This is a genomic window from [Collinsella] massiliensis, assembly GCF_002161605.1.
In the GTDB taxonomy this organism is placed as follows: Bacteria; Actinomycetota; Coriobacteriia; order Coriobacteriales; family Coriobacteriaceae; genus Enorma.
In genome coordinates this window covers 14,178-39,777 of sequence record NZ_NFIE01000007.1, presented here as the reverse complement: position 1 = coordinate 39,777, position 25,600 = coordinate 14,178, and the positions used below count along the sequence as shown (strand labels likewise).

Here is a 25,600-nt window from a genome sequence, read left to right as displayed (position 1 = left end):
GAAGAGGAGGGATGAAGCGCGCATGATCTGCCCCCAGTGCCATGCGACCATCGAGGATGGCAGCTCCGTCTGCCCCCTCTGCCATGCCCGCATCGAGGACGAGGCACCGCGCCCGTCGGCGTTCCTGTTCTGCGATGGCTGCGGCGCGCGCCTCTCGCCGCAGGATCGCACCTGCCCCAAGTGCGGCCGTCCCGCCCCGAGCATCCTCTCCACCACGTTCTCGGCCTCCGACCTCGCTGCCGGCAAGACGGCGAGCTTCCCGCGGCTCACGCACGCGTCCAAGGAGCCCGAGGTGCCGCACGTCCCCGCGCTCTCGAACGCGCGGAGCGTGCTCGATGACGCGCTCGACCCGAGCGCGACCCATGTGCTCGACGCGCGCGACATCTCCGCTTCCTCCGCGGGGCGCTCGGATGAGCGCCGTCGCCGCCGGCCGCGCGCCGGGGTCGTCATCGCGATTGTCGCGGCCGTGCTCATCGCCGGCGCCGTGGGGTTCGTCGCCTTCGACCCCTTCGGCGTCATGCCCGGCATCATGGCCTCCATCCAGGAGTCCGCGCGCGAGATGTTTCCCTCGCGCGTGGGGACGCAGGTGAAGCAGGAGGACGCCGACGCCGCCGATGAACCCGAGGAGCAGCCCGCGACCGAGCCCATCGAGGACGCGACGCTCTCCGACGAGGCCGCCTACGAGAAGCTGCATCAGGCCTACGAGGCGGTGGTGTCCATCAACGACGGGGACCGCTTCGCCGACGCCATCACCGCGTTCAACGCCTCCTACCTCGACCCTAGCCTTGACAACCGCAAAGAGGCCTCCGCGGGCGCCTACGCCCTGCGCGACGAGCTCCAGGACATCATGGACGAGCTCGACGCCCTGCAGCTCATCGATGGCTCGGCGTATGCCGACGACCGCGATAACGTGCGCCAACTCGCCGAGTGGATGTACGAGCGCGTCGACGCCATCTGCGCTTCGTGGGACGTCTCGCTCGCCGTGCCCGAGGGCGAGTACCCGTCGAACTACCAGGACGAGATCCTCGCCCCCATGCGCGAAGCCGGCAGCTCCGCCCTCGACAACTACTACGCCCACGTCGGCGAATGGGAACCCCAGCAGCCCTAGACGAGTTGCTGGAAGAAATACTCTTCCTGCTTCGAGTGGGCGCCGTTGCACGGGGGTGGCGGCTGTCCCCGCGCGCCCTTCGCGAGCGAAGCGAGTCGGGTGAGCGGGGACAGCCGCCACCCCTGCGCCAAAGCCCCCTCAAGCCCCTCGTGCCGAATTCGTGGAATCTAGTCGTTCTTGCTAGAATCTAAGGGATATCCATGCAATGACGCTCAAGGAGGCAGCGTATGTTCGGCTTCTCGCAACCTGAGCTCCACATCCCCGAATACGACGTGCGTGGCGACGAGGTCGCGGTGATCGAGACCTCGCAGGGCACGATCCGCGTCCGTCTCGACGGCGATGGCGCTCCCATCCACGTGGGCAATTTCTGCGAGCTCGCCACGATGGGGTTCTACGACGGGTTGAAGTTCCATCGCTACGTCCCCGGCTTCGTCATCCAGGGCGGCGACCCCAACACGCGCGACATGTCACCCGAGGACGTCGCCGCCGGCAGGCCCGGCCCCGATGGCATGCCCGGCACCGGCGGCCCGGGCTGGCGCATCAAGGCGGAGTTCGCCACGAACCCGCGGAACAGCCATGTGGACGGGGCGCTCGCCATGGCGCGCTCGCAGCACCCGGATTCGGCGGGCTCCCAGTTCTATTTCTGCTTGGGACCCCAGCACAACCTCGACGCTGGGTACACTGTCTTCGGGACGACGGTCGAGGGCCTCGATGTCATCGGCCGGCTGCGTGCGGGCGATGAGATCCGCCACGTCGAGATCGTCCATGAAGCCGCGTAGATGAAGGAGCATCCGTGAACGTAGATCTGTTCGAGCGCGCGCGCAACGCCTATCGCGCGGGCGATTACGCCTCCGCCGCCCAGTTGTTTGAAGCCTGCAAGGATGCGTCCGAGGTTTCGGGCGAAGCCGACCACCTGCGCGGCAACGCGCTCATGAAGCTCGGGTACCCCCGCGAGGCCGCGCAGGCATATGCGCGCGCCCTCGAGGACGCGGCGTACGGCAAGCGCGGGGCGCTCCTCACGAACGAGGGCAAGGCGCTCGCCGCCGTGGGCGACGCCGAGGGCGCGGTGCGCTGCTTCACCCAGGCGCTCGACGACGGCAGCTATGCCACGCCGTACAAGGCCTACCTCGGCCTCGGTAGGGCGCAGCTCGAGCTCGGCCATATCGCCGAGGCGGGCACGGCCTTCCGCCAGGCTGCCATCGACGGGGCGAACCCCGCGCCGGCCTCGGCGCTCGCGCTCCTCGGCGGCTGCTTCGTCAAGCTCGGCCGCGCCCAGGACGCCATCGAGTCGTACCGCACGGCGCTCGATTTCGCCACGCCGCGCGACGACGTCCACAGCATCAACGCCGGCCTCGGCGAGGCGCTCGCGGCCGCGAACCGGCCCACCGAGGCGCTCGAGGCCTTCCGCGCCGCCACGGCCGACGGCCTCTACGAGCTCACGCCCTCCGAGGCCGCCGCGCGCGACCGGGCGCAGGCGACGCTCGACGCCGCGCCCTCCGCGGGCGCGATGACGCGGACGGACGCGGCCGCACCCGCCTCGACCGATTTCAACGCGCCGGTCGACCCGCTCGACCCGCTCGGCAAGTCGGGCGCCTTCATGCCCGACCCCTCGGACACCGGCTTCTTCACGCTCACGGAATCCGAGATGATCCAGCAGGACCGCCAGGAGATGAAGATCCGCCGCAAGCACCGCCACGTGGGGCTCAAGATCTTCATCGCCATCCTCATCCTGCTTCTGCTCGCGCTCGGCGGCGGCGCCTTCGCCTACACGCGCGGCTTCGGCATCCCCTCGCAGCAGGACGCGATCACGGGCCTCTTCAACGCGGTGACCGACGGCTCCGATGCCGAGGCCTACCTCGCGCCGGGCCTCTCCGATGCCGCGCGCACGCAGATCGTCTCCTCCATCCCCGAGGGCGCCGAGCCCACGATCACGAACATGGATCAGTCCATGACGGAGTCCACGGCGCTCGTGGCGGTCAAGCTCTCCATGGGCGCGACGGCCGAGTACGACGTCACCTTCGCGCGCGGGGCGAACCACATCGGCTGGACGGTGGCCTCCATCGACCTGCATCGCGACAGCGCGGTGAGCTCCAACGCCTCCGGCACCGACGGGTCTGCGGACGATGCGGCTACGGATGCCGAGAGCGCCGACACCGCCGCCACGACCGATGAGGCCGCGACGGATGGCTCTGCCACCACGTCCGAGGCCGATGCGGACGCCTCGAGCGCGGCCGCTGCCTAGCATATGTTATTTTTAGCCGATGCCGTTCGCGTCACGCGGGCGGCATCGGTTTGCACTACACTTGACGCCAATCGACGCGAATGCGCGTGCGCGCGCATCTGAGTGAGTTCTTGGAGCACATGTTGTTTTCTTTGATGGATATGCTGTTCGGTCAGTATTCCGGCGACCTGGCGATCGACCTCGGCACCGCGAACACCCTCGTCTCCGTGCGCGGGAAGGGCATCGTGATCCGCGAGCCCTCCGTCGTCGCCATCGACAAGAACGATGACCGCATCCTCGCCGTGGGCATCGAGGCCAAGCGCATGCTCGGCCGCACCCCGGGCAACATCGTCGCGGTGCGCCCGCTCAAGGACGGCGTCATCGCCGACTTCGACGTCACCGAGGCGATGCTCCGCTACTTCATCGACAAGGCGAGCGAGAAGCGCTATCCCTGGACCCCGCGGCCGCGCGTCGTGGTGTGCGTGCCCTCGGGCGTGACCTCCGTCGAGAAGCGCGCCGTCTTCGAGGCCACCATGTCGGCCGGCGCGCGCCAGGCATACCTCATCGAGGAGCCCATGGCCGCCGCCATCGGCGCCGACCTGCCGGTCGAGGAGCCCACGGGCTCCATGGTCATCGACATCGGCGGCGGCACCACCGAGGTCGCCGTCATCGCCATGGGCGGCATCGTCGTCTCGCAGTCCGTGCGCATCGCGGGCGACGAGTTCGACCGTGCCATCCTCACCCATGTGCGCGACGCCTACAACCTCGCCATCGGCGAGCGCACCGCGGAGGACATCAAGATCAAGGTGGGCTCCGCCGTGCCCCTGAAGGACGAGCTCGACGTCGAGGTGAACGGCCGCGACGTCATCACCGGCCTGCCCAAGACGGTGCGCATCGAGAGCGAGGAGATCCGCCGCGCGCTCCAAAAGCCGCTCGAGGACATGGTCAAGGCCGTGAAGGACGCGCTCGACGCCACCCCGCCGGACCTCGCCTCGGACCTCATGTACTACGGCATCCTGCTCACGGGCGGCGGCGCGCTCCTGCGCGGCCTCGACGTGCTGCTGCGCGACGAGACGGGCGTCTCGGTGAACGTGAGCCCGACCGCCCTGGACAACGTCGTGAACGGCTGCGCCCGCGTGCTCGAGGCCAACGCCTTCGATGGCGGCTTCGTGCAGGGGAACGCGTAGGGGGCTTAGCTCGTGCCGCGGTCCCAGGGGTTTTCCTCGAACCTGAACAATCGCAGGCAGTCGACGGGGCTTCGCCCGTTCATCGTCCTGTGTGTAATATCTGTGCTCCTGCTCACGTTCTCCATCCGCGAGGGCGATGCGGGAATCATCCATGCAGCGCGCTCCGTGGTGATGACGGTCACCACGCCGGTGCGCTACCTCGGTTCCGTCATCGCGGCGCCGTTCAACGCGGTGGGCAACATCGCGTCGAACCTCACGGCATCCCCGGCGACGCTCTCGGACCTCGAGGCTGAGAACGAGGAGCTGCGCGCAAAGGTCGCCGAGCTCTCCGAGGCGCAGGCTACCGCCGAGCGGCTCGAGTCGCTCCTGGGGCTGCAGTCCACGTACAGCCTGCAGTCCACGGCCGCGCGGATCATCGGCGAGTCGGGCGATGCGTGGTCGCGCACCGTGACCATCGACAAGGGCTCGGCCGACGGCCTGGCCATCAACATGCCGGTCTGCAACGCCGCCGGCATCATCGGCCAGATCATCGAGGTGTCGCCCACCACGGCGACCGTGCGCCTCGTGACCGATGAGAACTCCGGGATCTCGGCCATGGTGCAGAGCACGCGCGCGCAGGGCATCCTGCAGGGTCAGCCGGACGGGACGCTCCGCCTCGAGTACGTGACGGTCGATTCCGACGTCAAGGAGGGCGACATCATCGTCTCCTCCGGCTTGGGCGGCGTGTACCCGAAGGGCCTGCCGCTCGGCGTGGTGTCTTCGGTCGACCGTCCGGACAACGCCTCGTACTACACGATCGTCGTGACGCCCGCGTCGTCGGAAACCGAGAACAACGAGGAGGTCCTCGTCATCACGTCGCTCACCGACGAGCAGCGTGCCACCGACGACGACGTCGCCTCCTCGAACGCAAGCCCGCAAGGGACCGCCCGCGACGAGTCCTCGACGCAGGACGACGCGCAAGACGATGACGCCGCCGCATCGGGCGACGGGTCCTCGTCGGACGACGGAGCCACGGACGCAGGGGAGTAGGAGGGACACATGCCGTATACCAACGCTGGGACGCAGCGCTCCTACGTCATGCCCGTCCTCGCGATCGTAGCCGCCGTGCTCCAGGTCGCCCTCGCGCCGCAGATCTCCATCCTGGGCGGCCGCTTCAACTTCATGCTCGCCTTCGCCGTCGCCGTCGCGCTCAGGGGCGATGCGACGCAGGCCGTGTACGCGGGCTTCTTCTCCGGCCTCTTCTACGACCTCACCGCCACCGTGCCCATCGGGCTCATGGCGCTCATCACCACCGTCTGCTCCTTCGCGCTCGCGAGCGTGGGCGGAGCGGGCACGAGCGGGTTCTCGCCCACATCGATCCGCCTCGCGGGCGTCGGCATCTTCGCCGCGTGCATCGTGAACGCGGTGGCGCTCGTCCTGCTCGGCGCCGAGGGCAGCATCCTGTTCTCGCTCGGTCATGGGGTCGTGACCGCGATCCTGACGTCGATCGCATCCATCCCGTTCCTCATGGCGTCCGGATCGCCCTCCGCGCTCGGCGGGGGCGGTTTCTCCGCGCGCGGGGGGCGCAGCGGTTCGCGGTTCAAGACCGTGCCGCGCACGCGCCGACGCTCACTTCACTAGGGAAGCGCATGAACGCTCAGACGCTCGTCATCATAGCCGGCCTCGTGCTGCTCGCGGCAGTCATCGGGTCGCTCATCTTCCTGCGCGGCTATTCCGGGAAGTTCACGTTCGATACCAAGAACGGCACGCGCCCGAAGGCCTCGGAGGGCGAGGGCAACACCTCGGGCCTCGCGTACAAGGGCCGCTTCACCATGCTCACCGCGGGCGTGGGCGTCATGTTCGGCGCCATCCTCGCGAAGCTCTGGAGCATGCAGATGGTGCGCGGCGACTACTACGAGGACCTGTCCGTCCAGAACCGCACGCGCACCGTCACCACGGCCGCCCCGCGCGGGCGCATCCTCGACCGCAACGGCGTCGAGCTCGTGCGCAACCGCGCGCTCCTCGCGGTGACGGCCTACAGCGACCTCGTGGACGACCCGGTGCTCGTGCGCCATCTCTCGAACGTGCTCGGCATGCCCTACGCGGCCGTCCGGCGCAACATCCGCGACAACACCGAGGGCGCTCAGGCGCAGCACACCATCGCCACCGACGTGCGCCGCTCGACCATCGCCTACATCCAGGAACACGCCGGCGAGTTCGAGGGCGTCACGGTCGTCGACCGCACCGAGCGCGAGTACCCCTACGGCACGCTCGCCTGCCACGTGCTTGGCTACACCGGCACCATCACCGCCGAGCAGCTCGAGGCGCAGGATTCCGAGGAGCGCGACGAGGGCTCGATCGTCTACGAGACGGGCGACATCGTGGGCCAGGCCGGCGTGGAGGCGCAGTACGAGAGCCTGCTGCAGGGCGTGCGCGGCGAGCAGACCGTCACGGTGGACGCGGCCGGCAACGTGACCGGCCAGGTGGGGGAGGTCCCGCCGCGCTCGGGCACGGACATCCGCCTCACGCTCGACGTCAACATCCAGCGCGCCTGCGAGGAGGGCCTCGCCTACGCCATCAGCATCTCGAAGCAGTTCGGCTACAACGAGGCCGGAAACGGCGCGATGCTCTGCCTCGACTGCACGAACGGCGAGATCCTCGGCATGGCGAGCACGCCCACCTACGACCCCTCCGTCTTCATCGGCGGTATCTCGAACGACGCCTGGTCGCAGCTGAACGGCGACGAGAGCGGAAACCCCCTGCTCAACCGCGCGATCGGCGGCCAGTACATGTCCGCTTCGACCATCAAGCCGCTCTCCGCCCTCGCCGGCCTCGAGTACGGCGTCTACTCCTCCACGCGCACGACCACGTGCACGGGCTACTGGACGGGCGACGGCGAGGCGTACGGCAAATGGTGCTGGGACCATAGCGGACATGGCGTCATGACGCTCGAGGACGGCATCATCTACTCCTGCGACCCGGTGTTCTACGACATCGGCCACGACTTCTTCTACGACAAGGACAACCCGGAGGGCCTGCAGGAGATGTTCCGCCGCTGGGGGCTGGGCTCGACGACCGGCGTCGATTTGCCGAGCGAGCAGGCCGGTCGCGTCCCCGACGCCGCGTGGAAGAAGGAGTACTTCTCCGATTACTCCGACGAGGACCGCACCTGGAACCCGGGCGACATGTCGAACATCGTCATCGGCCAGGGCGACCTGCTCGTGACGCCGCTCCAGATGGCCTGCGCCTACATGGGCATCGCCAACGGCGGCAAGGAGTACACGCCGCACGTGTTCCTCTCCGCGCTCGCGCGCGACGGCGAGGGCGGCGACTCGTACCGCTACAACGAGACCGGTTCGAAGGAGCGGCTCACGGCCGAGGTCGATTCGGCTTACCTCGACCTCGTGCACAGCGGCCTCAAGCGCATGATCTACGAGGAGTCCGCCACGCTCGCCGCGCACTTCTCGAGCCTGCCGGTGACCGTTGCCGGCAAGAGCGGTACGGGCGAGAAGGCCGGCCAGGACCCGTACGGCTGGTTCATCACCTACGCCCCGTACGAGAACCCGAAGTACGTGGTGTGCGGCGTGCTCGAGCAGGGCGGCTTCGGCGGCTCGTCGACCGTGTACGGTGTGCGCGACGTGCTCGGCCAGATCTACAACGCGCCGGACTCCATGAGCCCGACGGATTCCGATCGAAGCATGTGACGGACGAGGGGAGGATGTATGGCGTCGTCTTCGGCAGGTAGCCTGAAGAAGGTCAACAAGCAGATGAGCACCGCGAAGGGCGGCCTGCGCTCGCAGGTGCACCTCGGCGTGCTCATCGCGTGGGTCGGGCTCGTGACGTTCGGCACGCTCGTCATGTGGTCCGCCTCGTTCACGAACCCTGAGGTGTCGTTCCCGCGCCACCTGCTCGGCATCGCCATCGGCGTCGCCGTGGCCGTCGTGATGTGGAACATCGATTTCTCGAACCTCGCGAACATGTCGACCGTCCTGCTCGTCGTAGACATCATCGTCATCTTCCTGCCCTATGTGCCGGGGCTCTCGTACAACGCCATGGGCATGACGGGGTGGATCCAGATACCCTTCATCCACCTCACGTTCCAGCCCGTCGAGCTCGCGAAGGTCATCACCGTCTTCTTCATGGCCTCCATCGGCGCGCAGTACCACGGCAAGATCGACTCGTTCCGCGACTACCTGAAGTTCTGCGGCATGCTCGCCGTGCCGTTCGTCTGCATCATCATCCAGGGCGACCTCGGCTCGAGCCTCGTGGTGTTCTTCTCCGGCGCCGTGACCATCATGATGAGCGGCGCGCGCAAGGAGTGGGTGCTCTCCACCATCGCGGTCATCATCGGGCTCGTGTCGCTCATCCTGGCGACGGACTCCATCATCGACGGCATCGTGGGCGATGCGAACTCGCTCATCAAGAGCTACCAGATGAACCGCCTGCTCGTGTTCCTCGACCCCGAGGCGGACACCTCGGGTGCGGGCTACAACCTGCAGCAGTCGCTCATCGCGGTGGGCTCGGGCGGTTTCTTCGGCAAGGGGATCGGCCACGCCACGCAGTCGTCCTACGGGTTTCTCCCCGAGTCGCACACGGACTTCGTGTTCGCCCTTCTGTGCGAGACCTTCGGCTTCGCGGGCGCGCTCGTTCTGCTCGCGCTCTTCGCCTTCCTGCTCTTCTCGGTCATCCGCATCGCCATCAAGTGCGAGTCGCTCTTCTTCAGGCTCGTGTGCGTGGGCTTCGTGGGGCTGTGGATGTTCCAGATCTTCGAGAACATCGGCATGTGCATCGGGCTCATGCCCATCACGGGCATCCCGTTGCCGTTCATCAGCTTCGGATCTTCCTCGATGATCGTCCAGTGCATAATCATCGGTATCGTTGAATCGATCTGGCGCCGTCGCCAGGCAACGCTATAGACGGGAGCGGATATGAGGGTACCTGTTGAATCGCTCGCCGGGGCGCTCAAGGCCGGTGTCGGCGCGAAGCGCGCCACCGATGAGCCGGTGCGCGTCGCGGTGTATGTGGATCGGAGCGCTTCGCCTGCGATCGTGGCCTGCGTGCGCGACGCGCTCGTGCCGAGGACGACCTCGGCGCTCGTGCGCGTGGAGCGCCTCACGGCCGCGCCCGTCGCGCCGCGGCCCGATACGGATATCGTGCTCGTGCTCTCGTGCGGGTCGGACATCCTCGAGCGCGCGGTGCATGAGCTCGTGGTGGCGGGCGCCCCCGTCGCCGTCATCGCCGAGTCGAGCGTCGAGGTGCCCTTCATCAAGGACGATACGCCGCTGCTCGGCCTCATCGCCGCGACGGACGACGCGTACCTGCTCGATACGCTCGCGCGCTGGATCCTCGACCGCACGGAGAAGGACGTCGCCTTCGCGGCGAACTTCGCGTTCATGCGCATCGCGGCCTCGATGCGCATCATCTCCTCGGCGGCCGTCGCGAACCTCGCCACAGGCGCCCTCAGCTTCATGCCCGGCGCCGACTTCCCGGTCATGACCATCACCGAGGTGGGGATGGCGCTCAAGCTGAGCGCGATCTTCGGCTACAGGCTCGAGCCCGAGCGTGGCTACGAGGTGGCGGGCGTGCTCGCCGGGGCGCTCGCGCTGCGTTTCGTCGCGCGCGCGGTGGGTCGTCGCGCGGGGCACGCGGCCTTCATCGTGAAGGCGGGCATCGCCGCGGCCGGCACCTACGGCATGGGCCGCGCCCTCTCGGCTGCCTACGAGCGCGGCATCGATTACGCGCCGCTCAACGCCTTCACGAGCGAGCTCGGGCGGCGTTTGGGCGCGCTCTTCGGAGCCGCGGGCGGCAGGGATGCGACGCGTTCCGCCACGGCTGCCCCCGTCGTCGCGCAGGACCGGTGAGGCGCATGCGCTGCGCATACCGCGACCGCTTCAGCGAGCTCGAGCCGCTGCTCGCGCGCGTCGAGAAGCCGAGCCGCTACATCGACCACGAATGGGGCACCGCCTCGAAGCCCGAGGCCGCCTACCGCGCCTGCCTCATCTACCCGGATGTCTACGAGGTGGGCCTGCCCAACCAGGGCATCGCCATCCTCTACGCCGCGCTGAACCGCGCCGAGGGCATCTCGTGCGAGCGCTCGTACGTGCCATGGGTCGACATGGCCGACGAGATGCGCGCGGCGGGCGTGCCCCTGCTCTCGCTCGAGGGCGCGGCCCCCGTGGCCTCGTTCGACGTCGTGGGCTTCCATATCCCGCACGAGATGGCCGCGACGAACTACCTCGAGGCGCTCGACCTCGCGGGGATCCCGCTGCTCGCCGCGGACCGCGGTGAGGACGACCCGCTCGTGATCGGCGGCGGCCCGAGCGTCTACAACCCCGAGCCGCTCGCGCCGTTCTTCGACGCCTTCCTCATCGGCGAGGGCGAGGAGTCCCTCGTCGAGGTGTGCCGGGAGCATGAGCGCCTGCGCGACGCGGGCGCCGCGCGCGCCGAGATCCTCGCCGGGCTCGCGCGCGTCCCCGGCACGTACGTGCCCGCGCTCTACGAGGTCTCGCACGAGGGCGCCTGCACGCGCCATGGCTACACGGTGCCCCGGCCGGGTGCGGACGTGCCCGAGGTGGTGTACAAGCGCGTCGTCCGCGACTTCGGCGCGACCGACCCCGTCTCGCAGTCCATCGTGCCCTTCACCGAGCTCGTGCACGACCGCCTCTCCATCGAGGTGCTGCGCGGCTGCGCGCGCGGGTGCCGCTTCTGCCAGGCGGGCATCACCTACCGGCCCGTGCGCGAGCGCACGCCGGACCAGATCGTCGCGGCGGTGTCGCGCGGGCTCGCGCGCACCGGCTACGACGAGGTCTCGCTCACCTCGCTCTCCACGACGGACCACTCCTGCTGCTCGCAGATCCTCTCGCGCCTGAACCGCGGGCTCGAGGGGACGGGCGTGTCCGTCTCGATCCCCTCGCAGCGCCTCGATGCCTTCGGTGTGGACATGGCGCTCGAGGTGGCGGGGGAGAAGAAGGGCGGCCTCACGTTCGCCCCCGAGGCCGGCAGCCAGCGCCTGCGCGACATCATCAACAAGAACGTGACCGAGGATGACCTCGAGCGCGCCTGCCGCGCCGCCTTCGGGGCGGGGTGGCGCCGCGTGAAGCTCTACTTCATGATGGGCCTTCCCGGCGAGCGCGATGAGGACATCGTCGCCATCGCCGAGCTCGCCGAGCGCGTCCTCGCCATCGCGCGCGAGGTCGTGCCGAAGGGGCAGCGCGGCGGCATCCAGGTCTCCGTCTCGGTCTCCGTGTTCATCCCCAAGGCGCACACGCCGTTTCAATGGTGCGCGCAGCTCGATGACGCCGAGGTGAAGCGCCGCCAGCGGCTGCTCATCGACAGCGTCCGCGACCGCGCCATCCGCGTGCACTGCCATGATGCCGAGACCTCGCTCATCGAGGCGGTGCTCTCGCGGGGCGGCCGCGACCTCGCCCCGCTCGTCATGGGTGCCTGGCGGCGCGGCGCGCGCTTCGATGCATGGAGCGACCAGTTCTCGCTCGCGCGCTGGGAGGAGGCGGCCGAGGAGCTCGGGCTCGATCTGCGCGCCATCGCCGAAGAGGAGTTCCCCCTCGACGCGCGCCTTCCCTGGGAGCACGTGAGTCCCGGCGTGTCGCGCGGGTTCCTCCTGCGCGAATGGCGGCGGGCGCTCGCGGGGAAGACGACCGACGACTGCACGCGCTCCTCGTGCACCGGCTGCGGCATCTGCCCCACGCTCGGCGCTGAGAACGTCCTGGTAGGTGATCGCTCATGACCGAGCAGCTGCTCTTCCGCTTGCGCGTCCGCTATGTGAAGCAAGGGCGCCTGCGCTACCTGGGGCACCTCGAGGTGCTGCACACCATCGAGCGCGTCGTGCGCCGCGCCGGGCTGCCCTACGCGGTGACGCAGGGCTTCTCGCCGCACATGCGTGCCGGCTTCTCGGCCGCGCTGCCGGTGGGCACCGCCTCTTCGTGCGAGTGGTTCGACGTGTTCCTCACCGAGCTCGTGCCCGTCGCGGACGCCCTCGAGCGCCTGCGCGCCGCCGCTCCCGCGGACCTCGCGCCCCAGGAGGCGGGATACGTCGATGTGCGCGCGGACGCGCTCACCGCTTTCATCACGTGCGCGGAGTACCGTGTGGAGCTCTTCCCGCGGTGTGACGCGGCGGGGGAGGCGCCCGCGCCCGATGCGGCCCGCATGGAGGCTGCGCTCGCGGTGGTCGCCGCCCGCGGGCAGATTCCCTACCAGCGTGGCAAGAAGCAGAAGGTGCTCGACCTCACGCGGACGCTCGACGCGTACGCGGTGCGCGCGCTCGGCGATGGCGTCTTCGCCCTCGACCTTTCGACACGCATGGACAACGAGGGCGCCCTCCGTCCGGAGATCCTCCTCGCCGCCCTCGACGCCGAGCTCCGTGGTACCCCCGGCGACCCAATCGTCTCCACCGGCATCCAGAACCTCACCCTGTTCGACCACTACGACGTAACCCGCACCGCCCAATACGCCATGTCCGACGACGGTGCACCTGTGTATCCGCTCCATCCCTAACTCCTGTGGTGAGCGAGACACTGACAACCTTGTGGCACGCTCTGTTCGCGTCCCCCTCGCTTCACGCGCGATTCCGCAGCGCGCAGCGCGAGGACAAGCACGTGAAGCGAGGGGGACGCGAACAGAGCGTCAGAGGTTGCGGAGACTCTGCGAATATCCGTTGACGTGGGTTTACGCAGCTGCTACTATATTCGGCTGTTGCACTACCAGATGCATGAAGGGCTAACACATGTACGCAATCGTTTCAACCGGCGGCAAGCAGTACAAGGTCGCTCAGGACGATGTGATCACCGTCGAGAAGATCGAGGGTGAGATCGGCTCCTCCGTCGAGCTGCCCGTTCTCTTCCTGAACGACGGTAAGAAGATCGTCACCGACGCCGCCAAGCTTGCCAAGGCCAAGGTCACGGCCGAGATCGTCGACCAGTTCAAGGGTGAGAAGCAGCTCGTCTTCAAGTTCAAGAAGCGCAAGCGCTATCATCGCCTCAAGGGTCATCGCCAGCAGCTCACCAAGGTGAAGATCACCAAGGTGCAGGCTACCACGCGTGCCCCCCGCAAGACCACCAAGGAGGCCGAGGCTCCCGCCGAGGCCGTGAGCGCTGAGTAGCTCTGCGCGATCGAGAGAGTAGGTACGAGAGATGGCACACAAAAAAGGACTCGGTTCCTCCCGTAATGGCCGCGACTCGCGCGGTCAGCGTCTTGGTTGCAAGCGTTTCGCCGGCCAGACCGTCACTGCGGGCACGATTCTCGTCCGTCAGCGCGGCACCCACATCCACCCCGGTGCGAACGTGGGCCGTGGCAAGGACGATACGCTGTTCGCCCTCATCGACGGAACCGTCGAGTACAAGCGCGGCGACAAGCGTCGCGTGAGCGTGCTTCCTGCTACCACCGCGTAGCAGACCCTTCATAGCTTGCATCGTGCGGGAGGCCTCCTGATGAGTCGGGGGTCTCCCGTTTTCGTAAAGAAAGGCCCATGATGCCCCAGTTCACTGACATCTGCCGAATCAACGTCCGCGGCGGCGACGGCGGCGCCGGCTGCATGTCGTTCCGTCGCGAGGCGCACGTCCCCAAGGGCGGCCCCGACGGCGGCGACGGCGGCCGCGGCGGCGACGTGGTGATCCAGGCATCGGCGCGCCTGTCGTCGCTCATCGATTACCGCTATAAGCACCATTTCCACGCCGAGCGCGGCACGCACGGGAAGGGCGCGCGCAAGGACGGCCGCGACGGCGAGGACCTCGTGCTCCCGGTGCCCATGGGCACCGTCGTGCGCGAGCTCGACCCCGAGACCATGGAGCCCCTCTACGAGATCGCCGACCTTACGCACGACGGCGAGCGCGTCGTCGTGGCACCGGGCGGCCAGGGCGGCCTCGGTAACACCCATTTCGTCACCTCGGTGCGCCGCGCCCCCGCGTTCGCGCAGCTCGGCGAGCCCGCCCAGGAGCATTGGATCGAGCTCGAGATGAAGCTCATGGCCGACGCCGCGCTCGTGGGCCTGCCCTCCGTGGGCAAGAGCTCGCTCATCGCCCGCATGAGCGCCGCCCGCCCCAAGATCGCGGACTACCCGTTCACGACGCTCGTCCCGAACCTCGGCGTGGTGCGCGCGGGCGAGTACTCTTATGTCGTCGCGGACATCCCCGGCCTCATCGAGGGCGCGAGCGAGGGCAAGGGCCTCGGCCATGAGTTCCTGCGCCATATCGAGCGCACGGCCCTCATCATGCACGTCGTCGACATCACGGGCGGCTTCGAGGGCCGCGACCCCGTCGAGGACTACCGCGTCATCAACGAGGAGCTGCGCCGCTATGCCTCCGAGCTCGCCGACCGCCCGCAGATCGTCGTGGCGAACAAGTGCGACGTCTCCGGTATGACCGATCGCGTGGCCGAGCTGCGACGCGCGGCCACCGAGGACGGCCATCCCTTCTTCGCCGTCTCGGCTGCCACGGGCGCGGGGCTCAACACCCTTATGCTCGCCTGCGGCGAGATGGTTGACAAGCTCCGCAGCGAGCTCGCGAGCGAGGCCGCGCCCGTCACCTTCGACGAGCGCTGGGAGCGCCGCCGCCGCGAGCGCGAGGCTCGGTTCCAGGTGATCTGCGAGGAGCCCGGCGCGTACCGCGTCACGGGCACGCAGGTTGAGCGCCTCGTGGTGCAGACGGACTGGGAGAACGAGGAAGCCATCATCTACCTGCAGCATCGCCTCGCCCGCATGGGCGTGGACGCCGCGCTCGAGGAGGCGGGCTGCCGTCCCGGCGACGAGGTGCGCATCGTCGGGCGTGCGTTCACCTACGAGGGCGCCGAAGACCCAGATGAGATTTGATAGAATCCAGATAGGTCGGGTTTCACCACGATCCGGCTGCGTCGGATGATGTGCAAGGAGCTGGGACGGATGGATGGAACACGAGCGGTCGCGCTGCCCGAGGTGGGCAAGGACCCCGCGCGCACCTATCGCCTGGGGATCATGGGCGGGACGTTCGACCCCATCCATTACGGCCACCTCGTCACGGCCGAGCAAGCGCGCGAGGCGCTCGACCTCGACCTCGTCCTGTTCATGCCGGCGGGCGCGCCCGCGTTCAAGCTCCACCAGCGGGTCTCCGCCCCAGAGGACCGCTACGCCATGACCGTGCTCGCCACGGCGGCCAACGAGGCCTTCTTCACGAGCCGTCTGGAGATCGACCGCCCCGGCGTGACGTACACGGCCGACACCCTACGCTACCTGCGCGCCCACTACCCCAATACGGTGAAGCTCTACTTCATCACGGGGGCGGACGCCATCCTCGACATCGTATCGTGGCGCGACGCCGGAGACATTGCGGAGCTCGCGACGCTCATCGCCGCGACGCGCCCAGGGTACGACATCACCCAGGCGCATGAGCGCATCGAGGCCTCGGGCTTCCCGTTCGATGTGCGCTACATCGAGATTCCGGCGCTCGCGATCAGCTCGACGAACATCCGCCAGCGGGTCGCGCTCGGCCGGAGCATCCGCTACCTCACCTCGGAATCGGTCGTGGGGTATATCCGCAAGAACCGTCTCTACCAGGACGTGGACGTTATCGAAAGGAGTGCGTGACGATGGGCGAAGAGGGCATGTCGGTTGCGCGCGCGCTCGGGTTCTCAGGGGAGGAGCTCGCCGCGCTCGAGCGCATCGAGGAGCTGCTCCGAGTGCGCATGAAGGATGCGCGCAAGCGATACCGGCATTCGCTCGGCGTGGCCGAGACCGCCTGCCGCCTCGCGCGCGCCTACGAGGTCGACCCGTTCCTCGCGACCGCGGCGGGGCTGCTGCACGACTGGGACAAGGTGCTCCCCGACGAGGAGCTCGTGAGCCGGGCCATCCGCTACCATATCGAGATCGCGGGGTCGCCTGCGCTCGCGGCGCCGCTTCTGCACGGCCCGGTCGCCGCGCGCGAGCTTCCCGAGCTCTTCGGCGAGCTGCCCGGATCCGTGTTCCAGGCGATCGCCCGCCATACGGTGGGCGCGCCCGACATGGCGCCACTCGACATGGTGGTCTTCGTGGCCGACGCGATCGAGCCGAACCGTCGCGGCGACTACGCCGACGCGCTCCGCGCGCAGGTAGGGGAGGTCTCGCTCACCGAGCTCTTCTTCGCCTGCTTCACCCAGGGCCTCGTCTACGTGCTCCAGACAGGCCGGTACCTGTATCCCACGGCCATCGACATCTACAACCGTTATGCGCTCGCGCGGCCCGATGCCGGCGCGGGCACCCGTTAGAAAGGCATTCCATGGCAGACGACACCCTGCTCAACGAGGTATCCGACGAGGCGTCCGAGGTGCTGGTCGACGCCGCCCTCGGTGCGGACGAGGCCGCCTTCGCCGACGAGGCGACGCCCGCCTCGATCGACCGTACCGCGGCATCCCGCTCCGCCTCCGGCGTGGCAGCCGAGGACGTGGCGCGCGCGGCGGCGCAGGCCGCGTTCGACAAGAAGGCGGAGGATGTCATCGCGATCGACCTCACCGAGTTCTCCGATGTGTGCGATTACTTCGTGATTGCCACCGGTGCGAACGCGCGCCAGGTCGACACCATCGTCGACGAGGTCGAGGAGAAGGTCGCGGAGGCGTACGGCGAGCACCCGTTCTCCATCGAGGGACGCGACCAGCGCACGTGGATCCTCATGGACTACGGCTCGGTCGTCGTGCACGTGTTCACGCCTGAGGCGCGCGACTACTACCGCCTCGAGAAGCTCTGGGGCGACGCCCCCACCCTCACCCTCACCCTCTCATAAAGGGACGGGTTCAAAACGTTACTTTTTGCTACATTTGGGGACAGGCTCTCGCGCGGCGGGATTGGAATGATTTCTCGCGTCCGCGCCGTCGGTTTTGTCCGCCCCAACCGCTAGAATTGAGTCCCGGAGCCAGAGCGCCGGGACTCGCTGCTATGCAGGGGAGAGGCGAGGGAAGGGACGGCGATGGCCTATGCCGCGAACAGCACGCCAGGTATCGAGGTCCGGCTGGTATCACGTTATCGCGCGCGGTAACGGCCGGCAGCTGCTGTTCGAGGACGACGCGGACCGCGAGCGCTTCTGCCAGCTCATGGCGGAGCACCTCGAGGACGCGGAGGTCTCCCTCGGTGCGTGGTGCCTTATGAGCAACCACGTGCACCTCTTGGTCGAAGACCCGCTGCAGCGCCTGTCGCAGGCCATGCACGGGCTCGAGACCGCCTACGCGCTCCGCTTCAATGCGCGCACGGGGCATGTCGGCGCGGTGTTCCAGGGCAGGTTCAAGAGCATTCCCATCGAATCCGACCGCCAGCTGCTCGCCGTGGTGCGGTACATCCATGAGAACCCCGAGCGCGCGGGGGTGGTGCGTGCGGATTCGTATAGGTGGAGCAGCTACCATGAGTATGCGGGATCGTTCGGGCTCTGCGATGCCCCGTCGATTCGCGAGCTCATGGACGACTACGGGGGCTTCGCCGCGCTCTGCGCGGACAAGCGATTCGAGGGCTATGTGGAGCGCTCGAACGGGCGCGTCGCCGATGAGGATGCGCTCGTCGCCGCGCGGGCGGCGCTCGCAGGCGGTGACCCTGCGAAGCTCAAAGAGCTCGCCGTCGCGCGCCGAAACGAGGGGCTGCAACAGCTTCGGTCCTTCGGCCTCACTGTAAAGCAGATCGAGCGCTTGACCGGTATCGGGCGCGCGGTGATCGCGCGTGAGACGCGGGGCGTCGCGCGGCGCGGAGATAAGTTGCCATAGGGGGAGGGGGTTGCTGGTATGGATGTACCATCGAAAGGGTGCGGGCGCGAATCTTCCGAGCAAAGCCTGTCCCCAAATGTAGCAAAAGGTAACGTTTTGAACCCGTCCCTTTTTGATGTGTTCGAGCTGTTCGGGGATTGGCGGGGGCCGGCGATCGGCCTCATGGACCTTGACGCCTTCTTCGCGAGCGTGGAGCAGCTCGACCATCCCGAATGGCGCGGCAAGCCCGTCATCGTGGGCGGCCTGCCCGGCGAGCGCGGCGTAGTCTCGACGGCCTCCTACGAGGCGCGCCCCTTCGGCGTCCACTCCGCCATGCCCTCCGCCCAGGCGATGCGCCTCTGCCCGCACGCCATCTGGACGCACGGCCACTTCGACCGCTACCGCGAGATGAGCGCGCAGGTCATGGCCATCCTGGCCGACGAGACGCCCTACGTGGACCAGGTCTCCATCGACGAGGCGTTCTTCGACATCACGCCCGGCCGCTACTCGCGCGAGAACCCCATCGACATCGTCCGGCGTATCTCGAGCCGCGTGAGCGAGCTCGGCATCACCTGCTCCATCGGCCTGGGGCCGAACAAGACGGTCGCAAAGATCGCGAGCGACCGCGACAAGCCGCGCGGCCTCACCATCGTGCCGCCGGGCACCGAGGCGAGCTTCTTGGAGCCGCTGCCCGTCCGCGCGATGAGCGGCATCGGCTCCTCGGCGGAGGAGGCGCTGCACCGGGTGGGCATCCGCACGCTCGGCCAGCTCGCTGCGGCCCCGCTTGCGCGCCTCAGCCCCATCTTCGGCATCAACGCCGAGGCCATGCGCCAGCGCGCCGCGGGACGCGAGGTGAGCGCCGTCTCCGCCATCGACGCCCCCGACGACGTGAAATCCGTGAGCAACGAGCGCACCTTCGCGCACGACCTCACTGACCGCGCCGACATCGAGGCTGCCCTTGCGCTTCTGGGGGAATCCGTCGGCCGCAGGCTCCGCCGCAAGGGGCTCGCCGGCCACACCGTGACCATCAAGGTGCACTACGCCTACGGCAAGGGCCGGAGCGCCCAGCGTCGCCTGCCGCATCCCACCGACGACGAGAACATCTTCGTCGCGGCGGCGCGCGACCTGCTCGACCGCGTGTGGTCGGAGGGCCAACCGGTGCGCCTGCTCGGCATCGGGGTGAGCGGCTTCGCGACGGCGGAGCCCGTGCAGACCGACCTGTTCTGCGAGGTGGACGAGCGCGGCGCCGTCGCGAGCGACCGTCGCGGCCTCTCGGTCGCCGTCGACCGCGTGCGCGAGCGCTTCGGGGCGGACGCCGTGGGCTTCGGCCGTGCGGCGCGCTTCGGCGACGACCTCGTGCGCCCGGACAAGTACCTCGGTCAGAACAAGCCGCGCGACTGATCCTCCGCGCCATCCGTTCCTTTCGGGAAGCGGCTCCGTCCTCCTTGCATTCTTGCGAATCTTGCGTAGAATGTGAACCTGCCTGCGGATATACCGAAGAAGTTGGCACGCGCCTCTTCACCTGCTCCATCCGTTGGCGTATCATTACAACCTGTTTGTCTGTAGTCGCAGCCCGCGGGCTGCATGGTTGGAGGAGTTTTCATTGGCAGTCAAGATTCGCCTTGCCCGTCACGGCTCTAAGAAACGCCCGTACTACCGCGTCGTCGTCGCGGATTCCCGTTCGCCCCGCGATGGTCGCTTCATCGAGGAGGTCGGCCGCTACAGCCCGCTGACCAGCCCCAAGACGATCAGCCTCGACACCGAGAAGATCGCTGAGTGGCAGGCCAAGGGCGCTCAGCTCACCGACGCCGTCGCTGCGCTCATGAAGGCCGCCGAGGAGGGCCCGAAGGCTCCCGCCGAGGCCAAGAAGTCCAAGAAGCAGCTCGCCAAGGAGGCCGAGGCCGCGAAGGCTGCCGAGGCTGCCGCCGCCGAGGCCGCTGAGTCCACCGAGGAGTAGGAACCGTGGCCGAGGAGCAGGCGAGCCCCATCGCGACCGAGGCCGAGCTCTCCGATCGCGTAGCCGATCTGGTTGAGTACCTCGTGCTCTCCATCGTCGACGATGAGGATGCCGTGAGCCTCGAGGTCATCGACGGCGCGGATGCCTCGGTCATCGAGATCACCGTCGCCGATGCGGACGTCGCCAAGGTCATCGGTCGCCATGGGCGCACCATCAAGGCCATCCGCACCCTCGCCCGCGCGCTCGCCGCGCGCCTGGGCACGTCCGTCGAGGTCGAGGTTCTCGGGTAGGGTACGCGTTGTCGAACCGATATATGAACATAGCCCGTGTGGTGCGTCCGCACGGGCGTGCAGGGGAGGTCATCGTCCGTCCGGTACGTGGCCTTCCTTTTTGTATCGAGCCGGGGCTCCAGGTGGCGCTCACGCCGCCCGCGCTCGGGCGCGATCGCTTCTGCCGCGTCGAGGCGGTGGCGGATGACCCCCAGGGCGGCCGCGTGCGCTTCAGCGGGATCGACACGATCGATGCCGCGGAGGCCGTGCGCGACTGCTACGTGCTCGCACGCCGCGACGACGTGGAACTGGGGGCGCTCGACGCGCCGTGGGAGGAGCTCCTGGGCCGGCATCTCGCCGATGCGCGCTTCGGCGACCTCGGCGCCATCGTCCAGGTCATCGAGACGCCCGCGAACGACGTGTGGCAGGTCGAGGGCGCCTTCGGCGAGGTGCTCGTGCCCGTGATCGACCAGGTGGTGCGCGAGATCCCCGAGACGGGCGACATCCCCGTCCGCATCATGGACGGCCTCATCGACCCCGCGCTCCTCCCGCGCGCATCCGAGCAGCTCGCGGATGGGCAGGAAACCGCTGCGCATACCGGGGAGGGTGAGGGCGCGTGCTCATAGAGACCCTCTCTGTCTTCCCCGATATGTTCGAGCCCGCCATGTCGACGTCGATCCTCGGCCGCGCCCGCGCGGCCGGGATCTTCGACTTTCGCGCCTACGACCTGCGCGACTGGACGCACGATAGGCACCGCACCGTGGATGACGAGCCCTACGGTGGCGGCCAGGGCATGCTCATGAAGGCGCCGCCCATCTTCGAGGCGGTCCGCGCCATCGCGGGCACAGGCCCCGTCCCGCACGTCGTCTTCTTCACGCCGTGCGGCGCGCCCTTCACCCAGGCGACGGCCGAGCGCCTCGCCCGCGAGGAGCGCATCCTCTTCGTGTGCGGCCGCTACGAGGGCATCGACGAGCGCGCCTACGAGCTCGCCGACGAGCGCCTCTCCATCGGGGACTACGTGCTCACGGGCGGGGAGCTCCCCGCGATGGTCGTGACGGACGCCATCGTGCGCTTGCTGCCCGGTGCGCTCGGCGATGCCCTAAGCAGCGTCGACGAGTCGTTCGCCACGGGCGCGGGCGGCGGCCTGCTGGAGTACGCGCAGTACACCCGCCCCGCGGAGTTCGAGGGCAGGGGCGTGCCCGACGTGCTCCTCTCGGGCGACCACGCGAATGTCGACGCCTGGCGCCGGGCGGACGCCATCGAGCGCACCTGCCGCTGGCGGCCCGACCTCATCGCCACGGCGGACCTTGCGGACGACGAGCGCGCCCGCGCCCGCGAGCTCATCGCACGCTATCATGGTGCATGCGCGCCCGCGCCGCATCCCGCGTGCGAGCCGGCGCCGCCGCACCGCGACCTTGTCGCCTGCGATTCGGACTAGGAGGTACTCGTGCTACCGCAGCAGCATTCGTTCTTACGGGGCATCCTCGAGTGGGTCGTCACCTTCGCGCTCGTCTTCGCGTTCTTCATCTTCATCCGCATGTTCGTCATCGAGCCGTACCGCGTGCCCACGGGTTCCATGGAGCCCACGATCGAAGTCGGCGACCAGATCTTCGCCCAGAAGCTCACCGTGAACCTGAGGATGGACGTGCAGCCGGGCGATATCGTCGTCTTCCGCAACCCCGACGGCACCTCCGAGCACGACGTGCTCGTGAAGCGCGTCATCGCGACGGCCGGCCAGACGGTCGACCTCGTGGACGGCGTGGTGTACGTCGATGGCGTGGCGCTCGACGAGCCCTATGCGGAAGGGGAGTCGTACCCGCTCGCCGCCCAGGCCGAGGGCGTGAGCGTGGGCTTCCCCTACACGGTGCCCGAGGGGTGCGTGTGGGTGATGGGCGACAACCGCGAGAACTCGGCCGATTCACGCTATTTCGGCGCCGTCCCGGAGGACGACCTCATCGGGGTCGTGGTGTTCCGGTATTGGCCGCTCAACCGTTTCGGCCTCGTCTGATGCGCCCGGAACGACCATCCAGCTCATGTGAACCAAGGGGGTAGTCGAGGTATGGAGAGATCCGTGCAAACGTTCCAAGACATCATTCTCACGCTCCAGCGCTACTGGGGCGCGCAGGGCTGCGTGATCATGCAGCCCTACGACTCCGAGGTGGGCGCCGGCACGTTCCACACCGCCACCACGCTGCGCTCGCTCGGCCCGGCGTCGTGGCGCACGTGCTACGCGCAGCCCTGCCGCCGTCCCGCCGACGGCCGCTACGGCGAGAACCCCAACCGCCTGCAGCATTACTACCAGTTCCAGGTGCTGCTCAAGCCCTCGCCCGAGAACAGCCAGGAACTCTACCTCGACTCGCTCAAGGCCATCGGCATCGACCCTGCCGAGCACGACGTGCGCTTCGTCGAGGACGACTGGGAGAGCCCGACGCTCGGCGCCTGGGGCCTGGGCTGGGAGGTCTGGCTGAACGGTATGGAGATCACGCAGTTCACCTACTTCCAGCAGGTGGGCGGCATCGAGGTCGACCCGGTGCCCGTGGAGATCACCTACGGCCTGGAGCGCCTCGCCATGTACGTGCAGGGCGTCGACTCCGTGTACGACCTCGTGTGGAGCTACCTGCCGGATGGCACGCCCATGACCTACGGTGACGTGTTCCTCGAGAACGAGCGCGAGTTCTCCGCGTACAACTTCGAGGTCGCGAACGTCGAGATGATGCGCCAGAAGTTCAACGACTACGAGGCGGAGTGCCATTCCTGCCTCGATGCCGGGCTGCCGCTTCCCGCCTACGACTGCGTCATGAAGTGCAGCCACGCGTTCAACCTGCTCGATTCGCGCGGCGCGCTCTCCGCCGTGGAGCGCGCGAACTACATCCTGCGCGTGCGCACGGTCGCCAAGGCCTGCTGCGAGGCGTACCTCGCCGAGGTCGCGGCCGAGCCCGCGCGCGCTGAGGAAGGGGAGGTGGCCTAAGCATGGCCGAAACCAGGAGCTTCTTGTTCGAGATCGGCTGCGAGGAGATGCCCGCCGCCCCGCTCATGAACGCGGTGCGCCAGCTCCCCGGCCTGCTCACCCGCGGCCTCGACGCCGCCGGCCTTGCCTATTCCGACGTGCGCGCGGTGTCCTCGCCGCGCCGCCTCGCGCTCCTCGCGCAGGTGGCGACCGAGACCGAGGCCGTGCACGAGGTGAAGCGCGGCCCCGCGGCGCAGATCGCCTTCGATGCGGAGGGCGCGCCCACCAAGGCCGCCGAGGGCTTCGCCCGCAAGTGCGGCGTGGCTGCGTTCGACCTCGTGCGCCGCGAGGACACGGACGGCCGCGAGTACGTGTTCGCCGAGAAGGACATCCCCGCCGCGCCGGCGCTCCCGATCCTCTCCGAGCTCTGCTACAGCATCATCGTGAACCTCGAGTGGCCGAACTACCGCAGCCAGCGCTGGGGTTCCACGCACGAGACGTTCGTCCGCCCCATCCGCTGGATCTGCGCGCTTTTGGGCGATGAGGTCATCCCCGTGACCTACGCCGACGTGACCTCGGGCAACACGACGCGCGGCCACCGCGTGCTCGGCCCCGGCGAGCATGTGGTCGCCCGTCCCGAGGTGTACGAGCAGGTGCTCGAGGAGGCCGGCGTGCTCTCCGAGGAGCGCCGCCGCGCGGTGATCGCCGAGGGCATCGAGCGTATCGAGGCCGAGCGCCCCGGCTCGCGTGTGGACACCCCCAAGAAGGTGCTCGACGAGGTCGTGAACCTCTGCGAGTGGCCAACCGTGCTCGTGGGCGCGTTCGATGAGGAGTTCCTCAAGGTGCCCAACGAGATCATCTGCGACTCGATGCTCTCGAACCAGCGCTATTTCCCCATCTATGACGCTGCGGGCGACCTCACCCGCGAGTTCGTCGTGGTGTCTAACGGGCGGTCGGAGTGCGCCGAGCGCATCATCGATGGCAACGAGCGCGTGGTGCGCGCCCGCCTCTACGACGCGAAGTTCTTCTACGACGAGGACCTGAAGGTGCCGCTCGAGGAGTTCCGCGCGCGCCTGGCCGAGGTCGCCTTCCAGGAGAAGCTCGGCTCCGTGCTCGAGAAATCCGACCGCATCGAGGACCTCTCCCTCGCGATCGCCCATGCGGCGCGCGTGGGCGCGCATGCCGCGAGCGATGCCCAGCGCGCGGCGCACTTCGCCAAGGCGGACCTCGTCTCGTCCGCGGTGATCGAGTTCACGAGCCAGCAGGGCGTCATGGGCGGCTACTACGCGAAGGCTGCCGGCGAGTCCGACGAGGTTGCCGCCGCCATCCGCGACCACTACCGCCCGCGCTTCGCCGGTGACGACCTGCCCGAGGGCATCGCGGGGTGCATCGTCGCGGTGGCCGACAAGCTCGATACCATCGCCGGCATGTTCGCCATCGGCGAGCCGCCCACGGGCTCGAAGGACCCCTTCGCGCTCCGCCGCAGCGCCATCGGCGTGCTCAACATCCTCCGTACGCGCTTGAAGTGCGGGTACGAGGAACTCGTCCCGCCCGCGCTCGAGGCCTATGCCGAGCAGGGCATCGACTTCGATGCCGATGAGGTCGCGTCCGCCGTGTGCGCCTTCATCAAGGGGCGCATGGAGCAGATGGCGCGCGACGAGGGGCTCGCGCCCGATACCGTGGCGGCCGTATCCGCCGGCGACGTCTCCGCGCCCGTCGATTACTTCGCGCTCGCGCATGCGCTCGAGGACGCGCGCCGCGACGATGCCGAGACGTTCGAGAACCTCGCCACGGCCTACGCCCGCGCGAGCCACCTGGCCGATGCGTCGCTCGGCACCGATGTCGACGAGGCACTGATGGGCGAGGCGGAGCGCTCGCTGCTCCTGGCCACGGATGCCGCGCGCGATACCGTGGAGCAGGCGCTCGCTGAAAAGGATTTCGCGGCCGTCATCGCATCCCTCGCCGCCCTGCGCGAGCCCATCGACCACTTCTTCGACGACGTCATGGTCATGGACGAGGACATGGCGCTCCGCGAGAACCGCCTGCGCCTGCTCAACCGCTTCGAGGCTGTCTTCGCCGGCGTCGCGAACATCGGCGAGCTCGCCCGCAAGAAGTAGCCGCGCATCAGCTTTGGGATGGGTTGGTTGGGGACGTGTTCCTTCCAACCCATCGCGTGCGCCGGATTCGGCGCAACCTACGGTGTTTCGGGCGATGGGTTGGAAGGAACACGTCCCCAACCAACCCATCCCGGT

The 25,600-nt window shown here is 68.4% G+C and carries 26 protein-coding genes; all 26 read left to right on the top strand.

The features are described 5' to 3' along the window. Positions 1 to 22: 22 nt before the first annotated feature. A complete protein-coding gene (locus B5G02_RS04010) occupies positions 23 to 1,108 on the top strand; it encodes a zinc ribbon domain-containing protein (RefSeq protein ID WP_094335285.1) in 1,086 nt (361 codons plus the stop codon). Between the two features lie 227 nt (positions 1,109 to 1,335). Beyond that, positions 1,336 to 1,887 carry a peptidylprolyl isomerase gene (locus B5G02_RS04005; protein WP_094335284.1) on the top strand — a complete coding sequence of 184 codons (552 nt, stop codon included), beginning with the start codon at positions 1,336 to 1,338 and terminating at the stop codon, positions 1,885 to 1,887. Between the two features lie 14 nt (positions 1,888 to 1,901). Beyond that, positions 1,902 to 3,350, top strand: a complete 1,449-nt coding sequence (locus B5G02_RS04000) for a tetratricopeptide repeat protein (protein WP_094335283.1) — start codon at positions 1,902 to 1,904, stop codon at positions 3,348 to 3,350. A 134-nt stretch (positions 3,351 to 3,484) separates the two neighbouring features. After that, complete coding sequence (locus B5G02_RS03995) at positions 3,485 to 4,516, top strand: rod shape-determining protein (RefSeq protein ID WP_094335282.1); 1,032 nt, start codon at positions 3,485 to 3,487, stop codon at positions 4,514 to 4,516. A 12-nt stretch (positions 4,517 to 4,528) separates the two neighbouring features. Further along, positions 4,529 to 5,545 carry a rod shape-determining protein MreC gene (mreC, locus tag B5G02_RS03990; protein WP_143758284.1) on the top strand — a complete coding sequence of 339 codons (1,017 nt, stop codon included), beginning with the start codon at positions 4,529 to 4,531 and terminating at the stop codon, positions 5,543 to 5,545. Positions 5,546 to 5,554: 9 nt separating this feature from the next. Next, positions 5,555 to 6,136 (top strand): hypothetical protein, encoded by a 582-nt coding sequence (locus tag B5G02_RS03985; protein ID WP_019238517.1) that lies wholly within the window; start codon positions 5,555 to 5,557, stop codon positions 6,134 to 6,136. Positions 6,137 to 6,144: 8 nt separating this feature from the next. Next, the gene (mrdA, locus tag B5G02_RS03980) at positions 6,145 to 8,199 is read left to right on the top strand and encodes a penicillin-binding protein 2 (RefSeq protein WP_094335281.1); all 2,055 of its coding nucleotides are present in this window, start codon (positions 6,145 to 6,147) and stop codon (positions 8,197 to 8,199) included. 18 nt (positions 8,200 to 8,217) lie between these two features. After that, positions 8,218 to 9,411, top strand: coding sequence for an FtsW/RodA/SpoVE family cell cycle protein (locus B5G02_RS03975; protein ID WP_019238519.1), 1,194 nt, complete (start codon positions 8,218 to 8,220; stop codon positions 9,409 to 9,411). Between the two features lie 12 nt (positions 9,412 to 9,423). Continuing rightward, positions 9,424 to 10,356 carry a hypothetical protein gene (locus B5G02_RS03970; protein WP_094335280.1) on the top strand — a complete coding sequence of 311 codons (933 nt, stop codon included), beginning with the start codon at positions 9,424 to 9,426 and terminating at the stop codon, positions 10,354 to 10,356. Between the two features lie 5 nt (positions 10,357 to 10,361). Beyond that, positions 10,362 to 12,239, top strand: a complete 1,878-nt coding sequence (locus B5G02_RS03965; RefSeq protein WP_094335279.1) for a TIGR03960 family B12-binding radical SAM protein — start codon at positions 10,362 to 10,364, stop codon at positions 12,237 to 12,239. Continuing rightward, complete coding sequence (locus B5G02_RS03960; protein ID WP_094335278.1) at positions 12,236 to 13,006, top strand: TIGR03936 family radical SAM-associated protein; 771 nt, start codon at positions 12,236 to 12,238, stop codon at positions 13,004 to 13,006. The genes B5G02_RS03965 and B5G02_RS03960 overlap by 4 nt, the downstream gene beginning before the upstream one ends. A gap of 229 nt (positions 13,007 to 13,235) precedes the next feature. Beyond that, the gene (gene rplU / locus B5G02_RS03955) at positions 13,236 to 13,610 is read left to right on the top strand and encodes a 50S ribosomal protein L21 (RefSeq protein WP_019238523.1); all 375 of its coding nucleotides are present in this window, start codon (positions 13,236 to 13,238) and stop codon (positions 13,608 to 13,610) included. 31 nt (positions 13,611 to 13,641) lie between these two features. Further along, on the top strand, positions 13,642 to 13,899 hold the full coding sequence (gene rpmA, locus B5G02_RS03950; RefSeq protein ID WP_094335277.1) for a 50S ribosomal protein L27: 258 nt from the start codon (positions 13,642 to 13,644) through the stop codon (positions 13,897 to 13,899). 77 nt (positions 13,900 to 13,976) lie between these two features. Then, entirely contained in the window at positions 13,977 to 15,314 is a 1,338-nt protein-coding gene (obgE, locus tag B5G02_RS03945; protein ID WP_094335276.1) for a GTPase ObgE, read from the top strand. Between the two features lie 69 nt (positions 15,315 to 15,383). Beyond that, positions 15,384 to 16,064, top strand: coding sequence for a nicotinate-nucleotide adenylyltransferase (gene nadD, locus B5G02_RS03940; RefSeq protein ID WP_094335275.1), 681 nt, complete (start codon positions 15,384 to 15,386; stop codon positions 16,062 to 16,064). Positions 16,065 to 16,066: 2 nt separating this feature from the next. Then, positions 16,067 to 16,720 carry a bis(5'-nucleosyl)-tetraphosphatase (symmetrical) YqeK gene (gene yqeK / locus B5G02_RS03935; protein ID WP_094335274.1) on the top strand — a complete coding sequence of 218 codons (654 nt, stop codon included), beginning with the start codon at positions 16,067 to 16,069 and terminating at the stop codon, positions 16,718 to 16,720. An 11-nt stretch (positions 16,721 to 16,731) separates the two neighbouring features. Then, entirely contained in the window at positions 16,732 to 17,232 is a 501-nt protein-coding gene (gene rsfS, locus B5G02_RS03930) for a ribosome silencing factor (protein ID WP_094335273.1), read from the top strand. 190 nt (positions 17,233 to 17,422) lie between these two features. Continuing rightward, positions 17,423 to 18,196 carry a transposase gene (locus tag B5G02_RS03925; protein ID WP_094335272.1) on the top strand — a complete coding sequence of 258 codons (774 nt, stop codon included), beginning with the start codon at positions 17,423 to 17,425 and terminating at the stop codon, positions 18,194 to 18,196. Positions 18,197 to 18,292: 96 nt separating this feature from the next. Continuing rightward, complete coding sequence (gene dinB, locus B5G02_RS03920; protein ID WP_094335271.1) at positions 18,293 to 19,576, top strand: DNA polymerase IV; 1,284 nt, start codon at positions 18,293 to 18,295, stop codon at positions 19,574 to 19,576. A 202-nt stretch (positions 19,577 to 19,778) separates the two neighbouring features. Then, complete coding sequence (gene rpsP / locus B5G02_RS03915; protein ID WP_094335270.1) at positions 19,779 to 20,132, top strand: 30S ribosomal protein S16; 354 nt, start codon at positions 19,779 to 19,781, stop codon at positions 20,130 to 20,132. Positions 20,133 to 20,137: 5 nt separating this feature from the next. Beyond that, positions 20,138 to 20,422 (top strand): KH domain-containing protein, encoded by a 285-nt coding sequence (locus B5G02_RS03910; protein WP_019238532.1) that lies wholly within the window; start codon positions 20,138 to 20,140, stop codon positions 20,420 to 20,422. Positions 20,423 to 20,445: 23 nt separating this feature from the next. Next, positions 20,446 to 21,027, top strand: a complete 582-nt coding sequence (locus B5G02_RS03905) for a ribosome maturation factor RimM (protein ID WP_071784307.1) — start codon at positions 20,446 to 20,448, stop codon at positions 21,025 to 21,027. Further along, positions 21,018 to 21,839, top strand: a complete 822-nt coding sequence (trmD, locus tag B5G02_RS03900) for a tRNA (guanosine(37)-N1)-methyltransferase TrmD (protein ID WP_019238534.1) — start codon at positions 21,018 to 21,020, stop codon at positions 21,837 to 21,839. Before B5G02_RS03905 ends, trmD begins: the two co-directional genes overlap by 10 nt. 9 nt (positions 21,840 to 21,848) lie before the next feature. Further along, entirely contained in the window at positions 21,849 to 22,409 is a 561-nt protein-coding gene (gene lepB / locus B5G02_RS03895) for a signal peptidase I (RefSeq protein WP_019238535.1), read from the top strand. 51 nt (positions 22,410 to 22,460) lie between these two features. Beyond that, positions 22,461 to 23,369, top strand: a complete 909-nt coding sequence (locus B5G02_RS03890; RefSeq protein WP_094335269.1) for a glycine--tRNA ligase subunit alpha — start codon at positions 22,461 to 22,463, stop codon at positions 23,367 to 23,369. Between the two features lie 2 nt (positions 23,370 to 23,371). Continuing rightward, a complete protein-coding gene (gene glyS / locus B5G02_RS03885; RefSeq protein ID WP_094335268.1) occupies positions 23,372 to 25,465 on the top strand; it encodes a glycine--tRNA ligase subunit beta in 2,094 nt (697 codons plus the stop codon). Positions 25,466 to 25,600 lie beyond the last annotated feature (135 nt).

Coding starts and splice junctions, on each gene's coding strand:
- B5G02_RS04010 (WP_094335285.1), top strand. CDS start 23: ATGATCTGCCCCCAGTGCCATGCGACCATCGAGGATGGCAGCTCCGTC.
- B5G02_RS04005 (WP_094335284.1), top strand. CDS start 1,336: ATGTTCGGCTTCTCGCAACCTGAGCTCCACATCCCCGAATACGACGTG.
- B5G02_RS03995 (WP_094335282.1), top strand. CDS start 3,485: ATGGATATGCTGTTCGGTCAGTATTCCGGCGACCTGGCGATCGACCTC.
- B5G02_RS03985 (WP_019238517.1), top strand. CDS start 5,555: ATGCCGTATACCAACGCTGGGACGCAGCGCTCCTACGTCATGCCCGTC.
- mrdA (WP_094335281.1), top strand. CDS start 6,145: ATGAACGCTCAGACGCTCGTCATCATAGCCGGCCTCGTGCTGCTCGCG.
- B5G02_RS03975 (WP_019238519.1), top strand. CDS start 8,218: ATGGCGTCGTCTTCGGCAGGTAGCCTGAAGAAGGTCAACAAGCAGATG.
- B5G02_RS03970 (WP_094335280.1), top strand. CDS start 9,424: ATGAGGGTACCTGTTGAATCGCTCGCCGGGGCGCTCAAGGCCGGTGTC.
- B5G02_RS03965 (WP_094335279.1), top strand. CDS start 10,362: ATGCGCTGCGCATACCGCGACCGCTTCAGCGAGCTCGAGCCGCTGCTC.
- B5G02_RS03960 (WP_094335278.1), top strand. CDS start 12,236: ATGACCGAGCAGCTGCTCTTCCGCTTGCGCGTCCGCTATGTGAAGCAA.
- rplU (WP_019238523.1), top strand. CDS start 13,236: ATGTACGCAATCGTTTCAACCGGCGGCAAGCAGTACAAGGTCGCTCAG.
- rpmA (WP_094335277.1), top strand. CDS start 13,642: ATGGCACACAAAAAAGGACTCGGTTCCTCCCGTAATGGCCGCGACTCG.
- obgE (WP_094335276.1), top strand. CDS start 13,977: ATGATGCCCCAGTTCACTGACATCTGCCGAATCAACGTCCGCGGCGGC.
- nadD (WP_094335275.1), top strand. CDS start 15,384: ATGGATGGAACACGAGCGGTCGCGCTGCCCGAGGTGGGCAAGGACCCC.
- yqeK (WP_094335274.1), top strand. CDS start 16,067: ATGGGCGAAGAGGGCATGTCGGTTGCGCGCGCGCTCGGGTTCTCAGGG.
- rsfS (WP_094335273.1), top strand. CDS start 16,732: ATGGCAGACGACACCCTGCTCAACGAGGTATCCGACGAGGCGTCCGAG.
- B5G02_RS03925 (WP_094335272.1), top strand. CDS start 17,423: ATGCCGCGAACAGCACGCCAGGTATCGAGGTCCGGCTGGTATCACGTT.
- B5G02_RS03905 (WP_071784307.1), top strand. CDS start 20,446: ATGAACATAGCCCGTGTGGTGCGTCCGCACGGGCGTGCAGGGGAGGTC.
- B5G02_RS03890 (WP_094335269.1), top strand. CDS start 22,461: ATGGAGAGATCCGTGCAAACGTTCCAAGACATCATTCTCACGCTCCAG.
- glyS (WP_094335268.1), top strand. CDS start 23,372: ATGGCCGAAACCAGGAGCTTCTTGTTCGAGATCGGCTGCGAGGAGATG.